The 24,772-nt window shown below is 44.5% G+C and carries 25 protein-coding genes; 18 read left to right on the top strand and 7 right to left on the bottom strand.

Annotated features, from left to right (window positions below):
- The first annotated feature begins 64 nt into the window (after window positions 1-64).
- Both KOL94_RS17605 and KOL94_RS17600 read left to right on the top strand, forming a co-directional pair.
- Window positions 65-970 (top strand): macrolide 2'-phosphotransferase, encoded by a 906-nt coding sequence (locus tag KOL94_RS17605; protein WP_221567910.1) that lies wholly within the window; start codon window positions 65-67, stop codon window positions 968-970.
- 65 nt (window positions 971-1,035) lie between these two features.
- Window positions 1,036-1,233 carry a DUF2188 domain-containing protein gene (locus tag KOL94_RS17600; RefSeq protein ID WP_221567909.1) on the top strand — a complete coding sequence of 66 codons (198 nt, stop codon included), beginning with the start codon at window positions 1,036-1,038 and terminating at the stop codon, window positions 1,231-1,233.
- 142 nt (window positions 1,234-1,375) lie between these two features.
- Here KOL94_RS17600 and KOL94_RS17595 read toward each other — a convergent pair whose 3' ends face one another.
- Both KOL94_RS17595 and KOL94_RS17590 read right to left on the bottom strand, forming a co-directional pair.
- On the bottom strand, window positions 1,376-2,599 hold the full coding sequence (locus tag KOL94_RS17595; RefSeq protein ID WP_221567908.1) for a winged helix-turn-helix domain-containing protein: 1,224 nt from the start codon (window positions 2,597-2,599) through the stop codon (window positions 1,376-1,378).
- Between the two features lie 11 nt (window positions 2,600-2,610).
- Entirely contained in the window at window positions 2,611-3,372 is a 762-nt protein-coding gene (locus KOL94_RS17590) for a DUF4931 domain-containing protein (protein WP_221567907.1), read from the bottom strand.
- 247 nt (window positions 3,373-3,619) lie between these two features.
- Here KOL94_RS17590 and thiM point away from each other — a divergent pair, with 247 nt between their 5' ends.
- The 4 genes from thiM to KOL94_RS17570 all read left to right on the top strand — a co-directional run bounded on the left by thiM (window position 3,620) and on the right by KOL94_RS17570 (window position 8,551).
- Window positions 3,620-4,441 carry a hydroxyethylthiazole kinase gene (gene thiM, locus KOL94_RS17585; RefSeq protein WP_221567906.1) on the top strand — a complete coding sequence of 274 codons (822 nt, stop codon included), beginning with the start codon at window positions 3,620-3,622 and terminating at the stop codon, window positions 4,439-4,441.
- Between the two features lie 735 nt (window positions 4,442-5,176).
- The gene (locus KOL94_RS17580; RefSeq protein WP_221567905.1) at window positions 5,177-6,931 is read left to right on the top strand and encodes an alkaline phosphatase D family protein; all 1,755 of its coding nucleotides are present in this window, start codon (window positions 5,177-5,179) and stop codon (window positions 6,929-6,931) included.
- Between the two features lie 439 nt (window positions 6,932-7,370).
- The gene (locus KOL94_RS17575) at window positions 7,371-8,303 is read left to right on the top strand and encodes a S66 peptidase family protein (RefSeq protein ID WP_221567904.1); all 933 of its coding nucleotides are present in this window, start codon (window positions 7,371-7,373) and stop codon (window positions 8,301-8,303) included.
- Between the two features lie 65 nt (window positions 8,304-8,368).
- A complete protein-coding gene (locus KOL94_RS17570) occupies window positions 8,369-8,551 on the top strand; it encodes a hypothetical protein (protein WP_221567903.1) in 183 nt (60 codons plus the stop codon).
- Between the two features lie 126 nt (window positions 8,552-8,677).
- Here the strand turns inward: KOL94_RS17570 and KOL94_RS17565 are convergent, their stop codons facing one another.
- Both KOL94_RS17565 and KOL94_RS17560 read right to left on the bottom strand, forming a co-directional pair.
- Entirely contained in the window at window positions 8,678-8,806 is a 129-nt protein-coding gene (locus tag KOL94_RS17565; RefSeq protein ID WP_221567902.1) for an FbpB family small basic protein, read from the bottom strand.
- Between the two features lie 87 nt (window positions 8,807-8,893).
- The gene (locus KOL94_RS17560; protein WP_260412510.1) at window positions 8,894-9,826 is read right to left on the bottom strand and encodes a DMT family transporter; all 933 of its coding nucleotides are present in this window, start codon (window positions 9,824-9,826) and stop codon (window positions 8,894-8,896) included.
- A gap of 328 nt (window positions 9,827-10,154) precedes the next feature.
- On the opposite strand from KOL94_RS17560, the gene KOL94_RS17555 reads away from it, so the two are divergent.
- The 6 genes from KOL94_RS17555 (at window position 10,155) to KOL94_RS17530 (ending at window position 18,386) form a co-directional block, all read left to right on the top strand.
- Window positions 10,155-11,330 carry a S8 family peptidase gene (locus KOL94_RS17555; RefSeq protein WP_221567900.1) on the top strand — a complete coding sequence of 392 codons (1,176 nt, stop codon included), beginning with the start codon at window positions 10,155-10,157 and terminating at the stop codon, window positions 11,328-11,330.
- Window positions 11,331-11,660: 330 nt separating this feature from the next.
- Window positions 11,661-11,990: a heterocycloanthracin/sonorensin family bacteriocin gene (locus KOL94_RS17550; RefSeq protein WP_221567899.1), complete on the top strand. Its 330-nt coding sequence runs from the start codon at window positions 11,661-11,663 to the stop codon at window positions 11,988-11,990.
- Window positions 11,991-12,140: 150 nt separating this feature from the next.
- On the top strand, window positions 12,141-14,036 hold the full coding sequence (locus tag KOL94_RS17545) for a putative thiazole-containing bacteriocin maturation protein (RefSeq protein WP_221567898.1): 1,896 nt from the start codon (window positions 12,141-12,143) through the stop codon (window positions 14,034-14,036).
- Window positions 14,030-15,976, top strand: coding sequence for a TOMM precursor leader peptide-binding protein (locus tag KOL94_RS17540; RefSeq protein ID WP_221568249.1), 1,947 nt, complete (start codon window positions 14,030-14,032; stop codon window positions 15,974-15,976). The genes KOL94_RS17545 and KOL94_RS17540 overlap by 7 nt, the downstream gene beginning before the upstream one ends.
- 21 nt (window positions 15,977-15,997) lie before the next feature.
- On the top strand, window positions 15,998-17,515 hold the full coding sequence (locus tag KOL94_RS17535) for a SagB family peptide dehydrogenase (protein WP_221567897.1): 1,518 nt from the start codon (window positions 15,998-16,000) through the stop codon (window positions 17,513-17,515).
- A 67-nt stretch (window positions 17,516-17,582) separates the two neighbouring features.
- Window positions 17,583-18,386 carry an alpha/beta fold hydrolase gene (locus tag KOL94_RS17530; protein WP_221567896.1) on the top strand — a complete coding sequence of 268 codons (804 nt, stop codon included), beginning with the start codon at window positions 17,583-17,585 and terminating at the stop codon, window positions 18,384-18,386.
- 389 nt (window positions 18,387-18,775) lie between these two features.
- On the opposite strand, the gene uvsE is transcribed toward KOL94_RS17530, so the two are convergent.
- Complete coding sequence (uvsE, locus tag KOL94_RS17525) at window positions 18,776-19,729, bottom strand: UV DNA damage repair endonuclease UvsE (RefSeq protein ID WP_221567895.1); 954 nt, start codon at window positions 19,727-19,729, stop codon at window positions 18,776-18,778.
- Between the two features lie 189 nt (window positions 19,730-19,918).
- On the opposite strand from uvsE, the gene KOL94_RS17520 reads away from it, so the two are divergent.
- From KOL94_RS17520 to KOL94_RS17505, 4 genes are all read left to right on the top strand, one after another.
- Complete coding sequence (locus KOL94_RS17520) at window positions 19,919-20,242, top strand: hypothetical protein (protein ID WP_221567894.1); 324 nt, start codon at window positions 19,919-19,921, stop codon at window positions 20,240-20,242.
- Window positions 20,243-20,270: 28 nt separating this feature from the next.
- Window positions 20,271-20,537 carry a hypothetical protein gene (locus tag KOL94_RS17515; RefSeq protein ID WP_221567893.1) on the top strand — a complete coding sequence of 89 codons (267 nt, stop codon included), beginning with the start codon at window positions 20,271-20,273 and terminating at the stop codon, window positions 20,535-20,537.
- Window positions 20,538-20,698: 161 nt separating this feature from the next.
- Window positions 20,699-20,905 carry a hypothetical protein gene (locus tag KOL94_RS17510; protein WP_221567892.1) on the top strand — a complete coding sequence of 69 codons (207 nt, stop codon included), beginning with the start codon at window positions 20,699-20,701 and terminating at the stop codon, window positions 20,903-20,905.
- 17 nt (window positions 20,906-20,922) lie between these two features.
- Window positions 20,923-21,306, top strand: coding sequence for a DUF4367 domain-containing protein (locus KOL94_RS17505; RefSeq protein ID WP_221567891.1), 384 nt, complete (start codon window positions 20,923-20,925; stop codon window positions 21,304-21,306).
- Between the two features lie 149 nt (window positions 21,307-21,455).
- Here the strand turns inward: KOL94_RS17505 and KOL94_RS17500 are convergent, their stop codons facing one another.
- The gene (locus KOL94_RS17500; RefSeq protein ID WP_221567890.1) at window positions 21,456-21,980 is read right to left on the bottom strand and encodes an SRPBCC domain-containing protein; all 525 of its coding nucleotides are present in this window, start codon (window positions 21,978-21,980) and stop codon (window positions 21,456-21,458) included.
- A gap of 74 nt (window positions 21,981-22,054) precedes the next feature.
- Window positions 22,055-22,378, bottom strand: coding sequence for an ArsR/SmtB family transcription factor (locus tag KOL94_RS17495; protein WP_221567889.1), 324 nt, complete (start codon window positions 22,376-22,378; stop codon window positions 22,055-22,057).
- 253 nt (window positions 22,379-22,631) lie between these two features.
- Here KOL94_RS17495 and KOL94_RS17490 point away from each other — a divergent pair, with 253 nt between their 5' ends.
- Together KOL94_RS17490 and KOL94_RS17485 are read left to right on the top strand one after the other, a co-directional pair.
- Window positions 22,632-23,222 (top strand): TetR/AcrR family transcriptional regulator, encoded by a 591-nt coding sequence (locus KOL94_RS17490; protein WP_221567888.1) that lies wholly within the window; start codon window positions 22,632-22,634, stop codon window positions 23,220-23,222.
- A gap of 100 nt (window positions 23,223-23,322) precedes the next feature.
- Window positions 23,323-24,723 carry an MFS transporter gene (locus KOL94_RS17485; RefSeq protein ID WP_221567887.1) on the top strand — a complete coding sequence of 467 codons (1,401 nt, stop codon included), beginning with the start codon at window positions 23,323-23,325 and terminating at the stop codon, window positions 24,721-24,723.
- Window positions 24,724-24,772: the final 49 nt, after the last annotated feature.

Below are 24,772 nucleotides of genomic sequence, written 5' to 3'. Positions count from 1 at the left end.
TCGATCTCTCCCGTTTCCAGTACCACAGGCTGGCTGCAGCTAAAGCGGAACGGGGGATTTTTTTATGACACTGAAAAACGAACATGAAATCTTGAATCTTGCGGAAAATCATGGACTCTATCTGAGACCTGAGACACTAACAATCAATGAATCTGGTATGGATTTTCAAGTCGGGTTTGCGAAAGATGAAAATGGACTGTCGTGGGTACTTAGAAAGCCGAGACGTCGGGATATTTTGAAACGAGCGGAGTATGAGGGGAGAGCGCTTGAACTTTTGAAAAAGGAACTTCCAGTCGCTGTGCCTGATTGGCAGGTGAATTCACAAGATCTGATCGCCTACCCAAGAGTGGTAGGAACACCTTTAGCAGTGATCGATCTCGAAATCATGAATTATGCGTGGCATGTGGAACCAGACTCCATCAAGGATGTTTATGTACGTTCGTTAGCTAAAGTGATGGCAGATCTTCATGGAGTTGATAAAAACCGCGTTGCTGATGCGGGAATCGAAGTGCTCAAACCGAGTGAAGCACGGAAATCGATGATGGAAAAAATGGAGCAGACGAAACGGGAAATCGGAGTTTCCGAGGAGTTGTGGGTTCGTTGGCAAAAGTGGATCGAAGAGGATTCTTATTGGCCCGAGCATTCTGCCTTGATCCATGGGGATCTTCATCCAGCGCACATCCTGATTGATGAAGAGCAACAAGTGACTGGGCTGTTGGATTGGACTGAGGTGAAGGTGACGGATCCAGCAATGGACTTCATTGTGCATTACATGATTTTCGGAAAAAGCGGCACTGAAACGCTTTTGAAGCATTATGAAAATGCTGGTGGTCGTGTGTGGCCGAGGATGCTTGAGCATATTGCAGAGCATCAAGCTGCTTATCCGGTTTCCGTTGCGATGTTTGCCTTACAGACTGGAGAGGATGGTCATATGGATATGGCGCGGAACGCACTCGGATTGAACAAATAATCGGTTTTAATTACGGGATCTGCGGGAACGGATGAGTAAACCAAAAATATCAGGAGGGAGCTGGAATGAAACAATATAGTGTAGTACCAGACCGTGATGTGAACGGCTGGTTCGTGAAAATCGAGGATACTGCACCTGCAGATCATTATGAAATGAAATCAGCAGCGATAGAATACGCCGAAAAAATTGCAAAGGAAAACAAACCAAGCAAACTGTCCATTCTTGATAAAAACCTTGAGGTCGAAGAAGAACGGACATATTAATAGCAAAAATCAAAGGGCGGACCAAGCATCGTTGTAACTGGATGTACGGTCGCCCTTTTTCTATTTTTTATAAGGAGACTTGATTTGAAGGAGCCTCTCGAAAATCTTATTGGTGATGATCTCTTACAACATAGGAGCGAAACTACAATTTCATTTTCACATCCGAATTCTCAATGCGGACATCGGCTGCACAGTTGAATACAGCAAATTTTTCCAGGGCTTCGCGTAACTTGATCTGTAGCCCAGTTGTTTTCTCCACCCATGGTTCGAGCTGAAGCAAGCGAACGATCAACACACCATTTTTACGATCGATTTGTGGATCCATCCTGCCGATCAATCGGTCACCCCATAAGATCGGCATCGCATACGGTCCATATTTGCGCTTCATTCGTGGTGTGTAGATTTCCCACTTATAGTCGAAGTCGAATAAATCTTTAATACGATCGCGGCTCCATAACAAATTATCAAGCGGCGGTAAAAAGGTAAGCGCATCATCAAGGTTCACGGAGTCTCTGTTACGTACATCCTGCACGAATGTCCCCAGCTCATCTAAGTCCTTGGTCAACATATAATACTGCCGTTTCACCCCATCGATTTCAAGTGGAGTGACCGAACCAGAAGCAACGCGTTTTTCAACTTCTTCCCGTCGTTCTGCAGCGGTCAGTTTTTGCCAACCGAAACGGGCATCACGCGGATCGAACACACGATAGGCACGTAAGTATTTTTCAATCAACAATGCACGAGCAGTCGTTTCATCCATTGCTTTCGTCTTTTTCAATAAATCGGCACCGACTGTACGTTCTGTTATGTCAAAATAGCGTTCTGTCCTATCGCGTCTAACCACTCGGATCACACCGGAATCCAGCAACAGATTCAAAGCGAGAGAGGTTTCTTTCGTTTTCGGAGTCTTGTTATCCCAATAGCCGTGCACACGTTTTTCAGACTGGAAAGCACGGGAAGGAAGCGGACCCTCAGATTTTAATTGTTCGATCACCGCATCGACCACAAGCCCTAATTGTTCTAATGATTCAGCAACCTTACGTTGAATCCGTTCTCGTGTCGGTTTGAACATCGGGAAATCCTCGATTGGGATGACACACGCGGCATTCGCAAAATACTCGAACACTTTCCCTTCCTCCAAAAGGTCGTCCAACTGCTTCGGATCATACCCAGGAATCCGCGCGGCCAACACCAGGTGCTGGTTCCGCTCAACGACCGAAACAGGATCCAATTGGACACACTCGAGTTTTTTTACCATATGTAGCGGGTCTGGAACAGGAGACTGCTCCAACCCTAAGAGTGCTTGTTTAGATAAAAGGAATCTGCGGAGGGCGATCTTGTCCACAGAAAAAGTCGTATTCGTCATAACCTTCCCCCTTAAAAATACCGGTTTTGAACATCTTCAATCAGTTGATGCGGGTTGCTGAAAACCTGGCGAAACCCATAGCCGACATACAACGGTGTTGTCGCATAACGAGGAATGACTTTGATATAGATCTTACCATTCCAATGATAGAAAAAGAGGTTATAGCTCGAACAGCCGCGGCCATTGAAATGGTTCACAACATAATGGACCGTTTTCTGGATGTAGTCAGCCGCCTGATCGATCTTTTCCATATCATCCAATGCAATATTGAATTCAGTAAAACCGATTCGCGGATGCGTCGAGAGATTCAAATGGACACCATCAGATGAGTGGATCACATGCCCATCAAAAGAATCATCACTCAGATTATCCCGATAATCGACGTTGTCAAAGCCGATAATCTGCATGTGGGGATGTCGGACGGATCCACCAGACAATGGACCGTGGTTTTTAAAGAACGCAACGGATCGGTATTTGCTTTGTTCCTCAATCTCCAGCCATTTCTCGACTCCGAATCGGATCAACTTATAGAGATGCGGTTTGGAATACTCGGATAGTTCAGATTCGCAATCATCCGTTTCGATCAATACGGTTTGGAAGGCATCCTCGATAACTGGATATTTGTTTTTCACAAGAATGATCGAGTCGCAGGTCTCCAATATATCTGAAAGGCCTTCCGTCACACAGAACGGGCAAGGCTTCTTCTGGTGAACATTGTTCGGTTTTTTACGAGCAATCGAACTGTTAAATTTAAGAATTGTATCTTTTTCCATAGGATCACCATCGTTTTTATCAGTCTTTGTTGGTTAAAAGTTATGTTGATTGTGCAGAAATTATCTTTAAGTGAAATTCACAACTCTCCTGCTGAAACAGAGTACTATCCAGAGCCATTTTTATTCTCTTTTTCCTAATTATACGACTTATCAATCATGTTCGTCTATGTTAGTGCTATTAAGAAGGCAGTTCATTGACTTTGTTATACTTGAAACTAAAATTAAGGTTAGAAGGAGTTGAATGAGGATGAAGAAGAACACCATTGCTTATACATTGGACAAAGTTAGAAAAGAAAAGCCGCTTGTACACAATATTACAAATGTAGTTGTCACGAATTTTACAGCAAATGGTCTGTTAGCGTTGGGGGCGTCACCAATCATGGCTTATGCGAAAGAGGAAGTGGCAGACATGGCCAGGGTGGCAGGCGCGCTTGTCCTTAATATCGGGACGCTTGATGAAACAGTTGTTGAATCAATGATCATTGCTGGAAAGGCAGCGAACGAGCAGGGTGTCCCTGTCATCCTTGACCCGGTAGGAGCAGGTGCGACACCTTATCGCACCGATACAGCCCGGAAACTTTTAAAAGAGATAAGGATCTCAGTCTTAAGAGGAAATGCTGCAGAAGTCGCCAACGTAATCGGTGAGAAGTGGGAGATCAAAGGCGTGGATGCGGGAGAGAAAAACCGTGACTCTATTGAACTGGCACAATCAGCAGCACAACAGCTCGGGCTTGTCGCTGTGGTTACGGGAGTTGATGATGTCGTCTCTGATGGGGAGGAGACATATGTGGTTCGGAACGGGCACGCTTTACTGACAAGTGTGACAGGGACCGGATGTCTATTAAGCTCTGTCATTGGAGCCTTTTCTGCAGTGGAAAAAAAGCTGGTCATGGCTTCGGTTGCTGCTGTCGCAAGCTATTGTGTCGCTGCAGAAATGGCAGCGGAACGAGTGGGGAAAGAAGGACCCGGAAGCTTCCAGATCGAATTTTTTAATACCTTGTCCCAAGTTTCTGCTGAGGAGATTGATGAGCTTGTGGTGGTTAAGGAAGTACCATCTGCGGGAAAATAAGAGCTTACTATTTTGAGAGGTTATTAGGTGGAAAGAATGAAGAGACATCAGTTCAATTTCAATCCGATTTTATTCTATTCAGTTTTTATATTGAGCACAATCGTTACAATAGTGATCGTTTATAAGGATATTGAACATTCCTTAGCCGTTAAATTCATAGTTGGCTATGTAATTTTTCTACTTGTCTCTCTTTTCTTTTTTCTCATTGCAGCCACAAGCAACATCAGGAAATTGAAATGGATACAAATAAGAAAACGAGTATACATCTTCATGATTTCTTTTACCTTGCTAAGCAGCTCAAATATTGCTCTGAATTATTTTTTAAATCCAGCGGAAATGGATTATTATAAAATCTTTTCTATTGCTTTAGGTATATCTCTAGGGATAGCCTTCTTTGATTTAACCTTTCGAAAGGAAAGCAATTAATTCCTGTAAATGAGCACTTCTGTTAAGCAGAAATGAAGGTTTTGTAATTGGAACATCAATCGGTAGAATCAGGTGATTAGAACGAGTATGGGTAGGAACCAATGCCTGATTCGCCACCAAAAACGGGAGAATGAAATCTAGTTTACTAGATGATGGTTCATTTCGACCGCATCGAACGTAGTGGTTTCTATGAAGTTTGCTTCGTACTTTTTTAAAAGAAGTTTATCAGGATTTCATACGGAATTTACCAAGCATGCTTATAATCGCAATTGTACTTACGATTAACATGAGCTGAAGGGAGATTTTCTGATGAACCGAAATGAGAAGCACGGCCATTTGCTCCATGATCCTGAAACGTTATTGCACCGCTCGATGAACCGTAAAGACTTTTTGAACAAGGTGAGCAAAATTGCTGTGGTCGGTCTGGGGATGACGCTGACACAACCATTGAACAATCTAAGAGTTGAAGCAGCTCCGCAGTTTACGAGCTATCCTTTTACACTCGGCGTCGCTTCTGGTGACCCGCTAGCCGATAGTGTCGTATTATGGACAAGGCTTGCTCCTGAACCATTGAATGGCGGTGGTATGCCGAATTACAATGTGCCTGTCCAATGGGAGCTGGCTGAAGACGGAAATTTCCGAAAAATCGTCCAGCAGGGAACTGAGCTGGCAACTCCTGAACTAGGGCACTCAGTGCATGTTGAAGTTGGTGGTATGGAACCGAACAAACCATACTTTTATCGTTTCAAAGCAGGGAACGAAATCAGTCCAGTCGGAAAGACGAAAAGCCTGCCAGCTCCAGGCCAACAGTTATCAAAGCTGACGTTCGCCTTTGCTTCCTGTCAACAGTTCGAGCACGGCTATTACACCGCATTCCGACATATGTCAGAAGAGAAGCTGGATCTTATCTTCCATCTCGGTGACTATATTTATGAGTACGGCCCAAACGAATATATCTCGAAGACTGGTAATGTGCGGACTCATCATGGACCGGAAATCATTACCCTGGAAGATTACCGTAACAGACTCGCTCAATATAAAAGTGACAAAGACTTGAGAGCTGCACACGCAGCATGTCCTTGGATCGTAACGTGGGACGACCATGAAGTTGAAAACAACTATGCCGATGAGATTCCTGAAAAAGGTCAATCTGTCGAAGAGTTCATCCAGCGCCGTGCGAATGCTTATCAGGCTTATTACGAGCATATGCCGTTGCGGAAATCATCCATCCCGCAAGGTCCGGACATGAACCTGTACCGCCGCTTCACATACGGTGATCTCGTGGAATTCAATGTCCTCGATACCCGTCAATATCGCGATGATCAAGCGAATGATGATGGCATCAAACCGCCGAATGAAGCATCTACGGATCCGAATCGGACATTGATCGGTGAGGATCAGGAACGTTGGCTTTTAGAAGGACTAGGCCGCTCGCAAGCTCGATGGAATGTGCTCGCCCAGCAGATTTTCTTCAACCAATTGAACTTCAATACGAAAGATGCTCCGAAATACAATATGGATGCTTGGGATGGATATGCCGCGAACCGTGATCGTATCCTTGATTTTATCAGTGAAAATAAAATTGGAAACTTCGTTGTTTTGACAGGGGATGTCCATGCGAATTGGGCTGGTGACATCAAGAAGGACTATCATGATCCGAATTCAGAAACACTCGGCTCTGAGTTTGTCGGAACATCGATCACCTCTGGAGGAGACGGTGCAGAGAAGCGTAAGGATACAGCTCAGTTTTTAGCTGAAAATCCTCACATCAAATTTTTCAATGATTATCGGGGGTATGTACGATGCACGATTACCCCGGAAAAGTGGACAGCTGATTACCGTGTGGTGCCTTATGTGAGCCAACCCGGTGCCCCGATCACCACAAGGGCGACATTCGAAATCAAGCATGATGAACCTGGTCTGAAGCTGAAAGTTGATAAGCCATTATCCAATACAAAAATTCAATCCACTGAAGTTGAAAATGACCGGATCGAAGCACAAGAAAAAGCACACGATAAACAAATGCAAAAACTGGGCCGGATGAAAGTCGGAAGCTCTAAGTAAAGCAGGAAAGCGAGAACTACCTCTGTTGAAGGAAGCGGGGTAGTTCTTTTTTACACTTATAGAAAGATAAGCGCAACTAAGGCTTGACTCTGCCAAGTTTCCTTTATGAGCGTAAGTCTAAAAATTTCGAGGAAAGCCTAAAAAATTTGAAATAAGTCTAAAAATTTCACGGGAAGTCTAAAAAATCAGGATATACGAATGTGGACTGACAACCGTCAGTCCTTCATCTATTTTTCTTTAAAAATACTTAGAATTATCATCGCAGGACACACGAACCATCATTATCTACAAAATTGAGGGGTAAATGACAAAAATGAGAAATCATCTACAAAAATGGGAAAATAGCTACAAAAACGTACCGAAACGATAAAAACGCATGTATCTGCACACCCGCCATAAACTGATAAAAGGGAGCATGAATCAGTTGGGAGGAGAACGTATGGTGATGAAACCGCCGATGCTGCGGAAGGGGGACACGATCGGAGTCGTTACACTGGGGAGCCCGTTAGAGAAAGAAGTAATCGACACACATATCAACACGCTCAAAAGTATGGGGTTCAATGTGATCGTCGGCGAACATGTTTATGCTTACGACGGCTTTCTTGCGGGATCTCCAAAGGATCGCGCCGCCAATTTGATGAGCATGTTCCGGAATCCGCAGGTCAAATTGATTTTACCTACTCGAGGAGGTGTTGGTGTAGGAGGGATTCTCCCATACCTTGACTACAATGTCATCAAACAAAACCCAAAAATTTTAACCGGTTATAGCGACATTACGATCTTATTGAATGTCCTTTATCAAGTCAGCGATTTACTCACATTCCACAGCCTTATGCTCGAGGATTTTGCCCCGGATACACCACCTTACAATATCAATCAATTTTATGAGATGACCTCGACTTTTTTACCAGTGCGGCAAATCAAGAATCCTCCTGAGATGCCATTGACCATGAAAGTACCGGGCATCGTTTCAGGACGGATTGTTGGAGGGAATCTGACTTCATTCGTTGGCTCACTAGGAACTCCGGTTGAGATCGACACAAAAGGGAAAATCCTGGTCCTTGAAGACACTCATGAACCGATCAATACGATGTACCGGTACCTTGAACATTTGAGGCTTGCTGGTAAATTCAACGATTGTGCCGGAATTATTATGGGCGAATGCACCGAATGTCCAGAAGCCTACGGTAAGACGTATGAAGATCTGATCAATGATTTTCTTGTCCCGCTTGGGAAACCGCTGATGACGAATTTAGCCACCGGTCACGGCACGTATAAAGCTGCCATACCGATCGGGGCACTGGCACTAATGGATACAATCAACCGCACATTGACTGTGACAGAACCAACCGTTTCACCGAGAATCACTTGAAAAAAGCAAGTATGTTTGAGTAAGAATAGGGAAGAATGGAGGTAACAAAACAAGGGAGGAATAAAATGGAAGTAAGTATGAGCGTTGATGAAGTTGTCCAGAAAATTTCTGATTTAGCAAAAAAGGAAGGAGAGCCGCTTCGAAAGAAACAGGTTAAAAAGTCCAACCCAGAGCTAATGAAAAACGCATTGTATTACTTTCCGAATTGGGATGCTGCTCTCGAGCAATGTAAAGTGAACCAAGCCTAAAAGTCCCTTTTGATCGAAGAAAAAGGAGCTGATCCATTATGGGTCAGCTCCTTAGCTTGCACTTAAAGAAAGTATGAATACTGGCTAAGCCTTCGCTAAGGCTTGGCTTTTCCAAGTTTTCTTTAATTAGGATGATTTATTCAATTGCTTTTTCTCAAGCTTTTTCTCGATCTTTTCCATCTCTTGTGGATTATTGATCAAGTTGTTTCTATTTTCTATGACTAATTGTTTAAATGAGGTTTTACGTTTACGCATTGTTATCAACTCCTTCAATGCTAGTGTACCACTTATTCCTATTTAATAATCATGATAATTTTTAAAATTATGTGACAATTTCGCCATTCATGAAAAATCGCTCTCTTTTTTCTGGATCCGCTGCACTTTATAATGTCTTCTGTTTTCCAATGCTCCGGTTCCCAATACAACTCCGGAAACGATGAAAATGAATCCGAATAACTGGGCCGCGGCGATGGTTTCGTTCAAAAATAGATAAGACCCGGTCAACGAGAAGAATGGTGTAAGATTGATGAAAATCGCTGTTTCTCCTGCTCCAAGATCGTGGATCGCCCGGTTGTAGAACATGTGACCGAGACCTGTCGCAAGGATGGCAGAAGCAGCGAACACAGCCCATATCCATGGTTTTCCGGTCGTAAGGCTTTCCATTCCTTGTGGTTCCATTTTCAGGCTGATAAGGAACAAGAAGGCTGATCCGATGATTTGCATCCAGAATGTGATTAGTCTCGCACCCATCGTTTCCGTCGCTTTTTTAATAGTAATGAAGCTGACAGCCTGGGCAATCACACAAAGGAAAATATAGAAGTCCCCGCGGGATATGCTCGAAAGCTCTCCTGAGCCATTCAATACGATAAAAGAAACCCCGATGAGTCCGAGGAATATGCCGATCAATCGTAAAAGTGTCAACCGATCTCCGAGGAACACGATCGCCAGGAGAGAGGTCATTAACGGGACCAGGGCGATAATCAGCCCTGTATTCGAAGCTGTGGTCATCGTCAATCCCATCGAGAGGAAGTAGTGATGACCTGTGATCCCTGTCAAGGCACCGATTGTGACATAGACAAACTGCTGTCGTGTCATTTTACGGAATTCATTTTTGGCCGTCAGTACGATTAGGACGACAATCCCAGCAGTCAAAATGCGGAAAGCGGTGATTGTGATCGGATCGAAGTAATTTACGACCAACTTGATAGCTATGACATTGAATCCCCAGATCATCATCAACAAGAGTAATAAAATATACGTTGCCGGTTTGGACAAAGCCCTCATCTCTTTCCTATCTGTAAAATGATAAGTGTATCTTACCCCTATCAAATAATAGAGTCAAAAGAAATGTTTCGGATTCCGAACAAACCCTATTCACCTTTTTTATTCATAAAAAGCAATTCCTGTCTATTTTGTGGGGCGATGTTTGGGGATTGCCTATAAACTTAATTAGGTGTTCATGACCATCTATTAGCACGTTTCTCTTTTAATATAGTAAAATATCATTATTTCAAGATAACATTAAAGGGAATTGTAGAATATTGTAGAATCCTCTCCTAACACCTAGAAACTTTTTAGGTCAATACATATGGGGAGTGATTCTATGTTAAAACGTCTTGGGACATTCGTTGCATCCTTATCTCTAGTCATTGGGATGGCAGTACCAGCATCCGCAGCAGGTTCAAGCGAAAAAGAACCGACCTTCAAGCCGATTACGGAGCAGTCGGCACCGCAGGAAGTAATCGTCCATTTTGAAGAGTCGATCACATCATCAATTACAGACGAAGTCTTAGCCGAGGTAAATGGAGAACTCACTGAGAAGACCGAAGAATTTTTAGTGGTAAAAGTGGAAGGGAATGTGTCAGAAGCGGTCGAATCATTCGAGGCTCTTGATGCCGTTTCGTATGCTGAACCGAACGTGACGCTCCACGTAAATTACATGCCGAATGATCCTGCGTATCATTCCTTACAGTATGCACCGCAAAAAGTTGGAGCAGAAGCAGCATGGGATGTAACGCTTAGTGATCCATCCGTTAAAATCGCTGTTGTCGATACTGGCGTCGATTATAATCACCCGGATTTAGACGGGAAAGTCTTGGAAGGCTATGATTTTGTCGATGATGATAATGACGCGATCGATGAAAATGAACATGGCACACACGTCGCTGGAATTGCAGCAGCCAATACTGATAATGGCGAAGGAATCGCAGGTTTGGCACCTGAAGCATCCATTCTTCCTGTCCGTGTACTAGATGCAGATGGGAGCGGTTCTCTTGATGATGTCGCTCAAGGAATCCGTTATGCGGCAGATCAAGGTGCCCAGGTAATCAACTTGAGCCTTGGTGGAGCAGTCGGCACTCAAACCTTAGAAGATGCAGTTAACTACGCGTGGGAGCAAGGCTCTGTTGTCGTAGCAGCCGCAGGGAACTCAAGCACACCATTGCCAAGCTATCCGGCGTTTTATGAAAATGCGATCGCGGTAGCAGCAACGGATCAGAATGATACGATTGCCTATTTCTCCAACTACGGAACCTGGGTTGATATCGCAGCACCTGGCGTTGACATCTACTCGACGATTCCGAATGGCGGATATGCAAGTTACTCTGGAACATCGATGGCATCACCGGTTGTGGCAGGTGTTGCTGGATTGCTTGCCGCTCAAGGTAAAAGTGCTGAACAAATCCGTACAGCCCTGGAAGAAACAGCAGATGACGTAAGAGGCACAGGAACCCTCTTCCAAAATGGACGTTTGAACGCAGCAAAAGCAGTACAACACTAAAATACATGTAAGCTATACCTCCGGGATGCCGATGCAGACCGGGGGTTTTTACTGTAAATATGAGAAGTGAACAGATTATCTTGAAAAATGCACAGATTCCGCAAAGAAGTCATTCCAAATAAAATATGAAACGATTTTTCGAGAAAACCGCCTCCCTTCTATTATTCAAAAGCTTTTTAAAAACCCCCCATCTCTCTAACAAAAATAGAGACAAGTTGAATTGTAACAACCCCCGACCCTTCCTCATACAGTGTTGAAGAGAGTTGTAATTTTTCCAGCATGTATTCATATAACAGTCCATTCAAGTTTTGAAGGATAGGGGGAAATGCGATGAATGAGTTCCGACAAGATCTTCAGGGACTAGACATTGGCGACTTCAACGCAAATGAATTCGTCCCGAGCAGCCATCATGAAGATTATGAAGAAGAAGCAAGATTATGTGTTTTCATAGGTCCATGTTTTGGTCCATGCGGGCGTTGCTTCGGCCCATGTGGCGGACGTTGCTTCGGCCCATGTGGCGGACGTTGCTTCGGTCCATGTGGCGGACGTTGCTTCGGCCCATGTGGTGGTCATTGCGGAGGTCCATGTGGCGGCGGCAGATGTGGTGGCCGATGCGGAGGTCCATGTGGCGGCGGCCCTGGCCCGTGCGGAGGCGGTTGATCAGAAGGTTTCAAAGAGAATCCCAGCTAAAGCTGGGGTTCTTTTTCAATGACCAATAATTACGAATATAAGACAAATCCTCATACATACACTCATATGAAGCAATCCGATAAAACAGACCACCCCAGATCTCAGTTAAGGAGGAGCGGAATGATGAAATTGAGCCCTTCGATGCGTTTGAAAGTGAATAGGGATACTTTTTTCTCCCCTGATGCGAAGGACAGCGTGTATTTCCGAAACAATTCGGGATCCTTCAGGATGCAAGGGAAGTCAATCAATCAGTGGGTTGAAAAATTGCTCCCGATGTACAGCGGGGATTTTTCATTAAGGGACATGACGGACGGCTTGCCCGAGCCTTACAGGGACCGGGTCTATGAAATTACTGAAACGCTGTATAAGAACGGATTCCTGCGGGACCTTAGCCAGGATAGTCCTCATGATTTGAAGGAGGAGATTTTAAAAAAGTATTCGTCCCAGATCGAGTTTCTGAACAGTTCCGGCGGTTCAGGTGCGTATCGTTTCCAAGAATACCGGAAAGCGAACGTGCTGGCAATCGGTGCCGGACCGATTTTTTTATCTCTGGTTTCGGCATTGCTTGAATCGGGATTGCCGACATTCCATACGATGATCACGGGCTCCATGCCTACGAATCGGAAACGGTTATCTGAACTTACTGTGCAAGCTCGGAAAACCGATCCCGAGGTAGCGCTCAGCACGATCTCCCAGGCTGAGAGGGGAATTTCATGGCATGATCTCATTGAACCCTTCGACTGTGTTTTATATGTTTCTCAACAAGGTGAAGTAGAGGAGCTCTGCACGATCCAATCGGCGTGCCGCAATGGGAAGAAAATGTTCATCCCGGCAGTGTCCCTTGACGGATTCGGGATTGCCGGTCCAGTCGTCCATTCAGGTTCTGAAGTAGGTTGGGAGACTGCGTGGCAAAGCATTCATCACACTGTTTTTGAAAAAGCACAGCGATCGGATTCATCCTCCTCAACAGCCGGAGCGATGCTAGCCAACATTTGCGCATTTGAACTGTTTAAAAAAATCACGGAGGTTACAGGGACGGACCGCCATCAATTCTACCTTTTGGATTTGTTCACGCTGGATGGGAAATGGCATCCTTTTCTGCCGCAGCCAAACACCCGAGAACGGATCGAGTGGATGGATGAAGAGGAGATTTTTGAAAAACAGAATAGGGATACGAATTTATTCTTGAGCTTCAGTCAGTTGACCTCGGAGGTCTCAGGCGTTTTTCACCGCTGGATAGAAAGAGATTTGAATCAGATCCCACTTTCACAGTGCGAAATCCAAGTAGTCGACCCGCTTTCAGAGGGTCCTGCAGAACTTTTACCTGCACAAATCTGCATCGGGCTGACACATGAGGAAGCACGTCGAGAAGCTGGCCTCACGGGACTGGAAAGGTATGGAGAGAGGTTCATTGAAAAACTGCAGATGCAAGACCGAGCCGAAAAGTTCGTCGGAATCGGTGCTGGTGAAACGCCTGCGGAGGGCGTTTTCCGTGCTGTGCAAAAATGCTTGCTTGAGGAACTGCAAACACGCACAGAAAATCCCAGGGTCTCCCGTGTGAGTTTGACTAAAGTTACTGATCAGCATTGCCAGTATTATTTGAAGGTACTGAAAACGATGGACAGAGAACCAGAAATCTATTTTGGGAGAGAAACTGCGGGATTCCCAGTTATTTGGATCAAGGTGAAAAACCGCTGGTATGGTAGCACCGGTCTGAATCCGACGATCGCCCTCCGCAATACGCTTCAACATGCGGTGATGAAGGGACAGAACAAGGAGACGAACCTGGCAACGCAGGTCATTGAGCTATCACAAGTATCTGTTCAGGAAATAGCCCCAGTGGAAATTGAGATCTGGCCATCAGAAATGGTAGAAAGTCTTCAGAATGGATTAGAAACACTACAGAAAAATCGCCGCAAACTTGACGTATTCAGATTACCGATGGAACCGCTGTTGAAAAAAGAGCAGGCAGTCATGGTCGGCGTCATGCTGAGAAAGGAGGCGCCATTATTGTGAGTACTGTGCTTGTCGTCGGACATGGAACGCTTGCGGACAATGTCTGTGAAAAACTTTCACGGACTTACAAAATCATACGTCTTGCTGCTGTCGAAAGGGATGTGCCGGAAACGACCGAGCTTGTTCTCGTTTTACATGATACGTGGGTCCCGTCAGTTCACCAACAAGCAGAGGACGTGTACCGTGGCCTGCGCATCTCCTGGTTGCGGGGATTCCTATCATTCGGTGAAGGGATTATCGGACCGCTCGTCCAGCCGGATCAGCCAGGATGCTCCTATTGCGCGGATACACGCCTCTTGATCGCAGGACATGAGAAAGAAGAGATGTGGGATCTGAGGGAAAAACGGTTAGCGCAACAAGACAGCTTTCAGCCTGATGCCTGGGCTTCCAACTCAGCCCTCCTGCAAATGACGCATTTGATTGAGGCAGAAGCAAAAAAAGTACTTGAAGGGGAGAAACCGCAATCCACTGACCATATTTATCTGATCAACCTGAAAACAATGGATGGCAAGTGGCGGTTTATTTTACCTGAGGCTGTATGTCCTGTTTGCAGCAAGCTCCCGGACGATTCAGAGACAGCAGCCCAGATCACGTTGAAACCGAGTCCGAAAGTAAGTCCGGACAGTTTCCGATGCCGACAGATGGATGAATTGCAAAAGGTGCTCGCAAACGATTACCTCGACACTCGTACTGGAATGATGAACCGGAAGATGTACGACTCCGTGACGTTGTTTGCAGATGTCATCGTCAATCTGCCGCTGTTCAATCGGAGTGAAGGGACTGCCGGCAGGACACATTCTTACGAACTAAGTGAATCGACTGCGATTTTAGAAGCATTGGAACGCTCTTGCGGACTCGGTGTTCGCGGAAAAAGGACCCTCATCAGAGACAGCTATCGCAACCTTGGAGGAAAAGCGCTTCATCCTTTGAAGATTGGTGTCCACGAAGATGATGTGTATGCAAAATCCGATTTCCCATACGTGAAGTTCGATCCTGACAACGAGATGAACTGGGTGTGGGGACACTCGTTTTTACAAGATCGACCTATCCTTGTTCCTGAACTGCTGGCCTATTACAGCATGGGGTGTGGGGATGGTTTTGTCTATGAAACCTCGAATGGGTGCGCGCTCGGCGGTACGCTTGAAGAAGCGATTTTTTACGGAATCATGGAAGTCATTGAGCGGGATGCTTTCCTCATGACCTGGTACGCTCAGCTTAATCTGCCGCGGTTGGATCCTATGTCCGCAGGAGACAAGGAACTGAAGCTTATGGTCGAACAGATGCGAGAGATCGGTGGATATGAGCTGTACCTATACAACGCGACGCTGGAGCATGGGATCCCGAGTGTGTGGGCGATGGTCAAGAACCGAAAACAAAGGGGGATGAACCTCCTTTGTGCAGCTGGTGCCCATCTCGATCCCCTAAGGGCGGCGAAGAGTGCGGTGTACGAACTCGCTGGCATGGTGATGTCGTTTGAGGAAAAATTCGAATCGGGCAAGTCGGAATATCTCGAACTGTACCAGGATTCCTCCCTTGTTAAAAGTATGGATGATCACGCAATGCTGTACGGGTTAAAAGAGGCAGAAGAGCGACTTCAATTTTTACTGGATGAAAACCGGCGGACCCAAACATTTGATGAGGCGTTCAACTGGAAACATCGTCACTCAGATCTGACTGATGATCTAACGGATGTTCTTGACGTATTCAAGAAATTGGAGCTCGAGGTCATTGTGGTAGACCAGACGACACCAGAAATAAGGCGTAACGATTTGCAATGTGTCAAAGTCTTGATTCCGGGCATGCTGCCGATGACGTTCGGCAATGACTTTAAAAGGGTGAAAGGCTTAGAGCGTGTGTTGACGGTACCGGCGGAGCTCGGCTATTACAAGGAGCAGCTTACGTACGATCAGCTCAACCCAAAACCGCATCCGTTTCCATAAAAGATGAGAGGAGGGTGAAGGGTGGACTTGGATGAATTTCTCCACAATCTTCATTATGGCATCAGTCAAGTAAAGCCGACGGATTGGGAAGCAGACTGGGAGGATGCACCGCTCCCATATAAGCTTTATCGGAATCTCCCTGCAAAATCGTTTTCGCCAGGAATTCCGTTAAAAGAACCTGGAGAGTGCACCCGTCCGTCGATTGAGAATATCGGAGATTTCCTTTGGTACACGTACGGATTGACTCAAATGTCGCAGTCATCTTATATGGATTCACCTGATTTCATCCAACTTCGACGCTTTGTTCCGTCAGGTGGGGGATTGTACCCGAATGAATTATATGTCTATTTGAAAATTGAGGGCTTATCCGAAGGCATCTATCATTATGATGCTGCCCATCATCGCCTCGATTTGCTACGGGAAGGGAATTTCGACAGCTATTTTACTGCAGCGCTTGGAAGGCGTTGTGAGGTTGCGGATTGTTTCGGTGTGGTCTTTGTCTCAACGATGTTTTGGAAGAACTTTTTCAAGTACAACAACTTCGCTTATCGACTGCAAGGACTGGATGCCGGCGCATTGATCGGCCAGCTGCTTGAAGTGGGAAAACGTTGCGGTTTCTCCTCCAGGGTGCATTTCCAGTTTCTCGATCGTGCGGTCAACCATCTGCTTGGGTTGAAAGAAGCGGAGGAAAGCACATATGCGGTTATCCCACTTTCTGAACGTGAAGTTGGGTTGGCAGCAGGTAGCGTGCAAACTGCTTCTAAGTTAATTGAAACGATACCGCAATTGGAGACAGATCATTATGTACGCTCGAAAAAAGTGTTGGAATATCCGCTGCTCTTAGAAATGAATGAAGCAGCCTTAATCGCCTCGACGGAATCCTTTTGCTCATTGCAGAAACCGGTTCATAAGGAGAAAACCGGACAAACGCTTTTCCTACAGCATCACGAGCCGTTGGAGAAGGATTTTACCGCTGTTTGCCAGAATCGTTACTCCCCAGAAATGGATTTCATCATGGAAAAAGTGACCCAACAACAGTTGTCTATTTTATTAAAAGAAGCGAGCAGAGCATTCGTTTATAAAAATGACCTTGGCAGTGATGCCGGTCTCGAGATTTTCGGTTGTTTTTACAATGTTGAGGATATCCCACATGGAGCCTACCGTTATAACCCCGCCGAACACTCGTTGACACTTGTCCAACCGGGTGATTTCCGGCTTCAATTGCAGTACGGAATGACCACTCATAATCTCAATCTCTATCAAGTTCCGCTTTGTTTGCATATCGTCGGCACACGGGATCATTTGAAAAAGGAGATGGGGTATCGAGGTTACCGGTTCCAACAGATGGAGACAGGCATGCTTTTGCAGCGGTTGTTATTGAGCGCATCTGCCCTCGACATGGCGGGGCACCCACTGCTTGGGTTTGATGTCGCCACAACCGACGCCATTTACAAGTTAGATGAGAAAAAAACGAGCCTCATCCAGTTGCCGGTTGGACCTTATCAGCCAAGGGCTTGGTTGAAGGGGATATTAATATAAGCATATTTGTCCAGCATAAAACAATAGAATGGAATGATTGAATTTTTAAATTGGGGGAGGTCAAAGGATGCCGTATTTTGAGGTTGAAGATCAGGTGGAATTGTACTATGAGGATGTGGGTGAAGGAGTCCCGGTCATTTTCATTCATGGGGTTTGGATGAGCAGCCGCTTTTTCAAAAAACAAACGGAACACTTCAGGAAAGACCATCGTGTGATATTACTGGATTTACGGGGACATGGGCAATCAGTGAAGGTTCACCACGGGCACACCGTTGCGAATTATGCTCGTGATCTGCACACTTTTATCGAAAAAATGGAACTGAAGGATGTTGTGCTGGTTGGCTGGTCGATGGGGGCGTTCGTGGTTTGGGACTATCTGCAGCAATTCGGGGAAGACAATGTGAAGGGAACGGTCATCGTGGATGAATTAGCATCTGACTTCAAATGGGATGACTTCCCGAGCGGTGCTTTCGACTTCCAGACGCTCATCCATCTGATGCGGGAAGTTCAGAATAATCGCGTCGGTTTCCTTACCGAGTTCATCCCGCTTATGTTCAAGGAGGAGCTTCCACAGAAAGAATTTGATTGGATGCTGGAGGAAACGACGAAGCTTCCGGAGTCTGTATCAAGCGCAATCTTGTTTGATCAGACTGTCGTTGACTACCGTAACCAGTTCGAAAGCATAAAAGTACCGACTCTGCTATGTTTCGGAAGAGCGGAGAAACTTATTCCGGTCGAAGCAGGCGAGTACTTGAATAAACACATCGTGAATTCACAGCTGATCGTATTCGAAGACAGCTGCCATTGTCCTTTCCTTGAGGAACCTGAAAATTTCAATGAAGTCGTCACTGAGTTCGTGCAATCACTATAATGGATTTTGCCCTGGAGAGCGCTTCAGGGTATTTTTATTTAGGCTGTTTTTTATAATTTTTTTGGTAATGGAATGTTGTAAAGAAAGATGCTGAAACCTTTGGCAGTGGAAATATGCGAGACTCCAGCTGGAAAAGCAAGCTAAGCGAAACCCCGCAAGCGAGGAACGAGCTGAGGAGGCTTGCGAAAGTAGGTAAATGCAAGGAATTGATGTCTAGATCAGCAACCAGTCATTTGGATCACTTCAAACTTCCTGCGGCGGCGAAAGTCTCCTCGTCAATTTTCCAGTGACCTACGTGCCTAACCGGGTCGCTTCCGCTTTTCTCTAGCCCGCGGAAAACGAGTATATTTCCAAAAACAACAATCTATGCAAAAACAGTCTTTATTTAACTACACTTCAATCACAGCTCCGTCAATCCGTTTGAACCCACGTAATGCTGCTAATTCTTCGACTAGACGCAATGCCGCTTTATCCTTTGATTTGGCCTCGATCATAATGTCGGCGTCTTTACCAAAGGCGATGAGATCTTTGATGAATGGTAAGGCGAATTTAAGATCAACATAATCCGCATGGGAGCGGTATTCCTTATCTGACTTTGGTGAGGAAAGGTGAAATTTCGGCTGTTGCTCCGTGTTTTTCCAGGTCGTGTAGATTTCAGGAAGCAATTCTTCTACCGATTCATTTCCGGGGTTTGCCCAGTGATGATGGTAATCGAAGATCATCGGCAATGCGTGGTCATTACAAACCGCCAGCGTTTCTTGTGCTGTATAGGTTTTATCATCATTTTCAAGTGTGACCTGCTTTTTAATCGGGTTGTCCAGTTTTTCGATATTATCATGAAAGCGGCTGATGGCTTTTTCTTTGTCCCCATAAGCTCCGCCGACATGGATGTTCATCGTTGCCTGGTCATGTAATCCCATCAGTTCAAGCATTTTATAATGATAGTCCATATCCGTAATTGCGTTTTGGGTCACGTGCTCTTTATCGCTTGTGAACAGAGTGAACTGATTCGGGTGGAAGCTCACGCGCAATGAGTGCTTTTTGACAATCTCACCGATCTCCTGGAACTGCTCCCGGAACGGTGTTATATAATCCCATTTCACCTCAGGATGGGTCGCAAGCGGCACGAGGGAAGAAGACATCCGGTAAAGGTGGATGCCTTGAGCGATGTTATAGAATAATGCCCGTTTCGTATTGTTCAGATTCTGAGCCGTCGCATGTAAAAGTTTTTCCTTGCGCTGGTTCGTATTAAGCTTCATCCAATTCGTAAAAGTCAATGTCCTTGAAGGGGATGATTCCCACAGATGAAGTGCCGTCGAAACATACCCAAACCGAAGCATCATATTCAATATCTCCTTGTAAAACAATCTGCCCCTTATTTTATCTTAACCAAAGCTGATTAGTAAAATATGTTAGTTGTGGGTTTATTGAGTTATATGCAGAAGAACCTGAAAAAACTGGGAATTTCATGGAACTTTTCGCGAACCATTCCCGTATAAACTGTATTAAGTATTTTAGGAAGAGGTGGTTTGATGAAGTTTCTTTTGGTCATTGCAACAATCATGTTCAATACCGGATTATCCTGGTTGTTTGCTAGATTAGTAGGATGGAGTTTTATGGAGTCGATGTTTTTATGCGGCTTACTCCTTTTCATAGTTGTGTGGATGGGGATGCTCAATGGAAAAATGTCTAACAACCAAGTGAATGCAAGCATTAAAGGGACCACAGGTGTGAATGCAGGGGAAATCAAACCATTCAGCCTGAGCTTCAATCCTTTCATCATAGGAACACTCATTTATCTCGTATCGAGTGGAATCATCACGGTGGTGTATTACTTGCCGTATTTTACGACATAAAGCAAACAACTGAGAGTTAGGTGATCACATGAAAAAAAGATTGAATATCGTGTTTACGATTATTTATGTACCGTTAATTATTGGAGCCATTCAAATGTTTTTTGATGAAAATCCTTTCAATGATCATATTGGCAGCCTGTTTTTAATCGTCTTAATGATGTTTCAAGGTATACATATCATGATTAGAGATTTACTGGATGGTAAAAAGAAAACTCTTTTCTTCAATGTGGTCTTTATTGCGACAGCAGGCGGACTTCTTGCGTGGACCATATACCACAATCTTTCTTCTATATAAAAGTTTTTTCTAATGAAGGAGTTTCGACTATTACCACTAGTGAGCGAGGAGGCTTGCAGATCGACCGCGAAAAGCGATTTCCAAGCCACTCCAATGGAGTTGTGAAAAACAACAATCTTTACTAAAAGAGGCATATAAAAATACGTAAGGGTGAGGTAACGATGGAAAACAACACAGAAAAACAAATACTCGAGGAATTGAAAAGTATCAATCAGTCGTTACAAAGTCTAATATCAGAAACAACTGAAATGAAACAACCGCCGCTGATTTTAGATATCCTGAAATCTTTGTTCATCGGAGTTTGCGTGGTTGCTCCAGCCCTTGCGGTTCTTTATGGACTTTTTCAGATATTGGGGAGTTGGATTTAAAAGTGGAGGGTGCAAAATTGAAAAAATGGTTGTCTATGGTTTTCATTGTTGTATTGATTCTGGCAGGATGCAGCAGCGATGGAAGTTTATATGATTATGATAATACGAAGTTAAAAGAAGAGCTTGAAGAGAGGGCTTTCCAACCCAAGGTACCTACGAAACTTCCTTTTGGTGAAGGTCAGGCAGACTTGAATCCGCCTATCGAACTCGGTGAAGGGAAAGATGATACTGTCATCATGATTGATTTTACGAGTTCAGAAGAAGGGAATCGAAACCTCATGGGACTCGAGATCGTAAACGATTTAGATGTTCATCCGGATATGGAGTACGAAACGGTTGATATAGGTGAACTTAAAGGACAATTTGCCGAAAACGAGACGGGAAATATGGTCCTGAATTGAAAAAAGACAACATAAACTATACGTTATCTTATTACAAAGAACAGTCAGATACAGAAATCACGAAGGAAGACCTGATTGAAACCGCTAAATCGTTTGAGTAATGAAGAAAACAACGGACTTGAAGATTCAAGCCCGTTGTTTTTACATACCTATTGAAGTTGTTGAAGGTACTCGTCGAATCGTTCGTATTGGGATGTGACGCCTTCCACAACGCCCATATCTTTGACTTGCTTGAGGGCTTCTTCCGTAGCGAATTCAGATCTGGAAATCACTTTCGTTCTTCCGCCATGGTCGAGGAAAGTCATTGTAATGAGAGTCTCTGGCATCCCATCCGCTTTATTGCCCTCTGCATCCGAGAACGCATCGGTGTAGACGATTTGTTCAGGCTCGACGATTTCTTTATATTCGGATAACCCCCAGGATTCCATGCCGTAAAAGTCTCCCTGGTTTTTGTCTACACAACGCATGCAATAGTGCCATACTCCACCAGGCTTGAACTCAAACTGATGAACCGTAGTTTTCCATCCTTTAGGTCCCCACCAATTTTCTAAATGCTCCTTTTGTGAAAAGGCCTTGAAAACGAGATCCCTTGGTGCATCGAAAACTCTTTCAATAATCAGGTTTCTTCCTTCTGTATGTGTTTTTAGACTGTTTGTCACTTTACTTTCAGACATTTTAACGCCTCCTAATTAAAATATTATTTCCAGTAAAAAAACAGTGCACCTCCTTTTAAAATTGACAATGCTTCTTATTCACCTTGTTCCTTTTCCTTCAGTTCCTGCAAATACTCATCCAATTGGTCGAATCGTTCATTCCACACGTTTCGGAAAGAATCCAGCCAATCGTCAAGATCCATGAACGGTTCTTGCCGAAGCTTATAAATTCTACGGTTGGCGATCGGATTCACCTCAACGAGTCCTGCATCACTGAGCACACGTAGGTGTTTGGAAACTTGAGGCTGACGAATCCCAAGTTGATCGGCGATTTCCCCAACAGTATGAGGTTCATCACGCAAAAGTTCGATGATTTTCAAGCGGTTAGATTCTGCAAGTGCACTCAATATTTTTTCCATGTATTAAATATACCATAAAAGGAATATTCTTGTCAAGGAATAATCGTGACGTTTTCCAGATTAGCAGGATGGAGTTTATGGAATAGATCTTTTTATGTGGGCTTCTGGATGGCAAAAGAGGGTCGGCTCTAAAGAATCTGTTGATAGAAAATCTGATATAGTTTTGAAATAGGGCATCATTTTGTTGACATCAATCATAAGATGTAATATATTGATGTCAGGGAACACTGACATTGTAGGTGAGGGTATTGAGATGAATCGAAATAAAAAGATGCATACTTCTGAAAAGATTATGATGGCAGCAATCGACCTAATGGCAGAAAATGGCTATAACGGAGTGTCCACTCAAGAAATCGCAGCCAAGGCTGGATTCAGTGAAAAAACACTGTTCCGTCATTTTCAAAGTAAACAGAACTTATTAGAATCCGCCTTCAATCATTATCATTATGCGGAAGAAATGAAAGACCTGTTTCATAAAAAAATCGAATGGGATCTTGAAAAGGACTTGCTGATGGTTTGCCGCAGCTACCACAGGATCATGTATCAGAATCGGAAATTGATTAAAATAAGCACCAAGGTTGGCGATAGCCTCCCAGGATTTCGTGAACGGACACACCAACATCCTCAACAGTTAAAAGAATTCTTAACTGGGTACTTTGAGGAAATGTATAAAAAGGGAAAGATCATTGAAACAGATTTTGAAAGCAACGCCAAAGCTTTTTTGTACATGAATTTTGGTGCGGCGATGGGCAGGATGAACAATGATCCAATATTCGCTGGTACTCCTATCGATTCCTTCATTGAAGCGAGTGTTTCGATATTTACTAGGGCATTGAGACCCTAGTACATTTTTTAAAATGAAATGTCAGTTAGTAGTGACAGACATTTAAGTGAATAAAGGAGGAGATATTACCATTTAGATTTGTTAAGAAAGGAGAATGAATATGGAGTTAGATGTCCAGCAACAAACTGGAGAAAAATTGATGAAGATCGTGATGTTCACTCTTGTCCTCTCCGCGATGAGCGTGTTGATGTTCAATTTTGTCCTCCCACAAATAAGTGAAGAGTTTGGTCTCACGAATGCCCAAGTAAGCTGGGTCACATCATCGTATGCTTTGATTTACGGTATAGGGACGATCATTTATGGGAAACTCGCAGACCATTACAAGCTTAAGGACCTTCTGACATTCGGATTGTTACTTTTTGCGATAGGTTCACTCATCGGGCTCACTTCCCAGACCTTTTGGATGGTCCTTGTCGGGAGGTGTATACAGGCAATGGGAGCAGCAGCAATCCCTGCAATAGCTATGCTTATTCCCATCCGCTATTTCCCACCTGAACGTCGTGGATCCGCCATGGGGCTGGCATTCGTCGGGCTGGCCCTCGGTAGTGCACTTGGTCCGGTCATGTCTGCTTTGATATTAAGTGTGGTTCATTGGCGATGGTTATTCTGTATACCGTTGTTCATCTTGATTACGTTGCCTTTCTACCGAAAATATTTGGGAGATGAGCGTGGGAGTCATACAAAACTTGACTGGATGGGAGGAGGACTGCTGGCTGCTTCAGTGACTCTACTGTTACTGGGCGTTACGGTTGGAGCATGGTTGTTCGTTATTGGAGGATTGTTGTCTCTCGTACTTTTCATTGTACGAATACGTTCTGTCCAAGAGCCCTTCATACAACCTGGTCTTTTCAGTATCAAGAACTATACCATTGGGCTGGTCATCACTTTTCTGATAAGCGGAATCGGTTTTTCCCTTTATTACCTTAGCCCATTACTTTTGGCAGATATCCATCAGCTCCCGCCCAGCTGGATTGGTTTTGCCCTTGTTCCAGGGGCAGCAGCCTCAGCCATCCTGGGGCGAAGCGGGGGAAGGCTGGCAGACTTGAAAGGCAATTCGTATTTGTTTTTCATCGCCTCCATGTTACTTGTATCATGTTTTGTTTTACTATCCACCTTTACAGGGGTGTCACCCGTGCTCATAGCGATCTTTCTGATACTTGGTAATGTTGGGCAAACGTTCATGATGATCGCGATGTCCAATTCAGTATCGATGACCTTATCGAAAAAACAGGCTGGAGTGGGGATGGGGCTTTTAACGATGTTGAATTTTATTGGAGGTGGAATGGCTACAGGGGTATACGGGAAGATGGTGGATCTGGGGTCTGCAGGCCATTGGAATCCGGTACATCACTACTCGGACGGTGCAATATACAGCAATATCTTTCTGATTCTCGCTGTTCTACATGTAGGCATCCTGTCTCTTTACGTCATCCAGTTCAACAGGGGAATAATCATTCGTTCTAAAATTGTCGGGGAAGATCAGACAGTCAATGAAAAGTGAATCATGATTGTAATGTAAAAGAACGATCACAAAATGATCTTTTAAAAAA

This window comes from Alkalihalobacillus sp. TS-13, from assembly GCF_019720915.1.
Lineage (GTDB): Bacteria > Bacillota > Bacilli > Bacillales > Fictibacillaceae > Pseudalkalibacillus.
This window is presented reverse-complemented; position numbering and strand designations above follow the sequence as displayed.

Bases quoted from the DNA above. Each gene is read 5' to 3' on its own strand.
- thiM (WP_221567906.1), top strand. From the start codon at position 3,620: ATGAAGAAGAACACCATTGCTTATACATTGGACAAAGTTAGAAAAGAA.
- KOL94_RS17550 (WP_221567899.1), top strand. From the start codon at position 11,661: ATGAATGAGTTCCGACAAGATCTTCAGGGACTAGACATTGGCGACTTC.
- KOL94_RS17575 (WP_221567904.1), top strand. From the start codon at position 7,371: ATGGTGATGAAACCGCCGATGCTGCGGAAGGGGGACACGATCGGAGTC.
- KOL94_RS17515 (WP_221567893.1), top strand. From the start codon at position 20,271: ATGAAAAAAAGATTGAATATCGTGTTTACGATTATTTATGTACCGTTA.
- KOL94_RS17545 (WP_221567898.1), top strand. From the start codon at position 12,141: ATGATGAAATTGAGCCCTTCGATGCGTTTGAAAGTGAATAGGGATACT.
- KOL94_RS17510 (WP_221567892.1), top strand. From the start codon at position 20,699: ATGGAAAACAACACAGAAAAACAAATACTCGAGGAATTGAAAAGTATC.
- KOL94_RS17490 (WP_221567888.1), top strand. From the start codon at position 22,632: ATGAATCGAAATAAAAAGATGCATACTTCTGAAAAGATTATGATGGCA.
- KOL94_RS17565 (WP_221567902.1), bottom strand. From the start codon at position 8,806: ATGCGTAAACGTAAAACCTCATTTAAACAATTAGTCATAGAAAATAGA.
- KOL94_RS17600 (WP_221567909.1), top strand. From the start codon at position 1,036: ATGAAACAATATAGTGTAGTACCAGACCGTGATGTGAACGGCTGGTTC.
- KOL94_RS17500 (WP_221567890.1), bottom strand. From the start codon at position 21,980: ATGTCTGAAAGTAAAGTGACAAACAGTCTAAAAACACATACAGAAGGA.
- KOL94_RS17580 (WP_221567905.1), top strand. From the start codon at position 5,177: ATGAACCGAAATGAGAAGCACGGCCATTTGCTCCATGATCCTGAAACG.
- KOL94_RS17530 (WP_221567896.1), top strand. From the start codon at position 17,583: ATGCCGTATTTTGAGGTTGAAGATCAGGTGGAATTGTACTATGAGGAT.
- KOL94_RS17485 (WP_221567887.1), top strand. From the start codon at position 23,323: ATGGAGTTAGATGTCCAGCAACAAACTGGAGAAAAATTGATGAAGATC.
- KOL94_RS17520 (WP_221567894.1), top strand. From the start codon at position 19,919: ATGAAGTTTCTTTTGGTCATTGCAACAATCATGTTCAATACCGGATTA.
- KOL94_RS17605 (WP_221567910.1), top strand. From the start codon at position 65: ATGACACTGAAAAACGAACATGAAATCTTGAATCTTGCGGAAAATCAT.
- KOL94_RS17595 (WP_221567908.1), bottom strand. From the start codon at position 2,599: ATGACGAATACGACTTTTTCTGTGGACAAGATCGCCCTCCGCAGATTC.
- KOL94_RS17570 (WP_221567903.1), top strand. From the start codon at position 8,369: ATGGAAGTAAGTATGAGCGTTGATGAAGTTGTCCAGAAAATTTCTGAT.
- KOL94_RS17590 (WP_221567907.1), bottom strand. From the start codon at position 3,372: ATGGAAAAAGATACAATTCTTAAATTTAACAGTTCGATTGCTCGTAAA.
- KOL94_RS17495 (WP_221567889.1), bottom strand. From the start codon at position 22,378: ATGGAAAAAATATTGAGTGCACTTGCAGAATCTAACCGCTTGAAAATC.
- uvsE (WP_221567895.1), bottom strand. From the start codon at position 19,729: ATGATGCTTCGGTTTGGGTATGTTTCGACGGCACTTCATCTGTGGGAA.
- KOL94_RS17555 (WP_221567900.1), top strand. From the start codon at position 10,155: ATGTTAAAACGTCTTGGGACATTCGTTGCATCCTTATCTCTAGTCATT.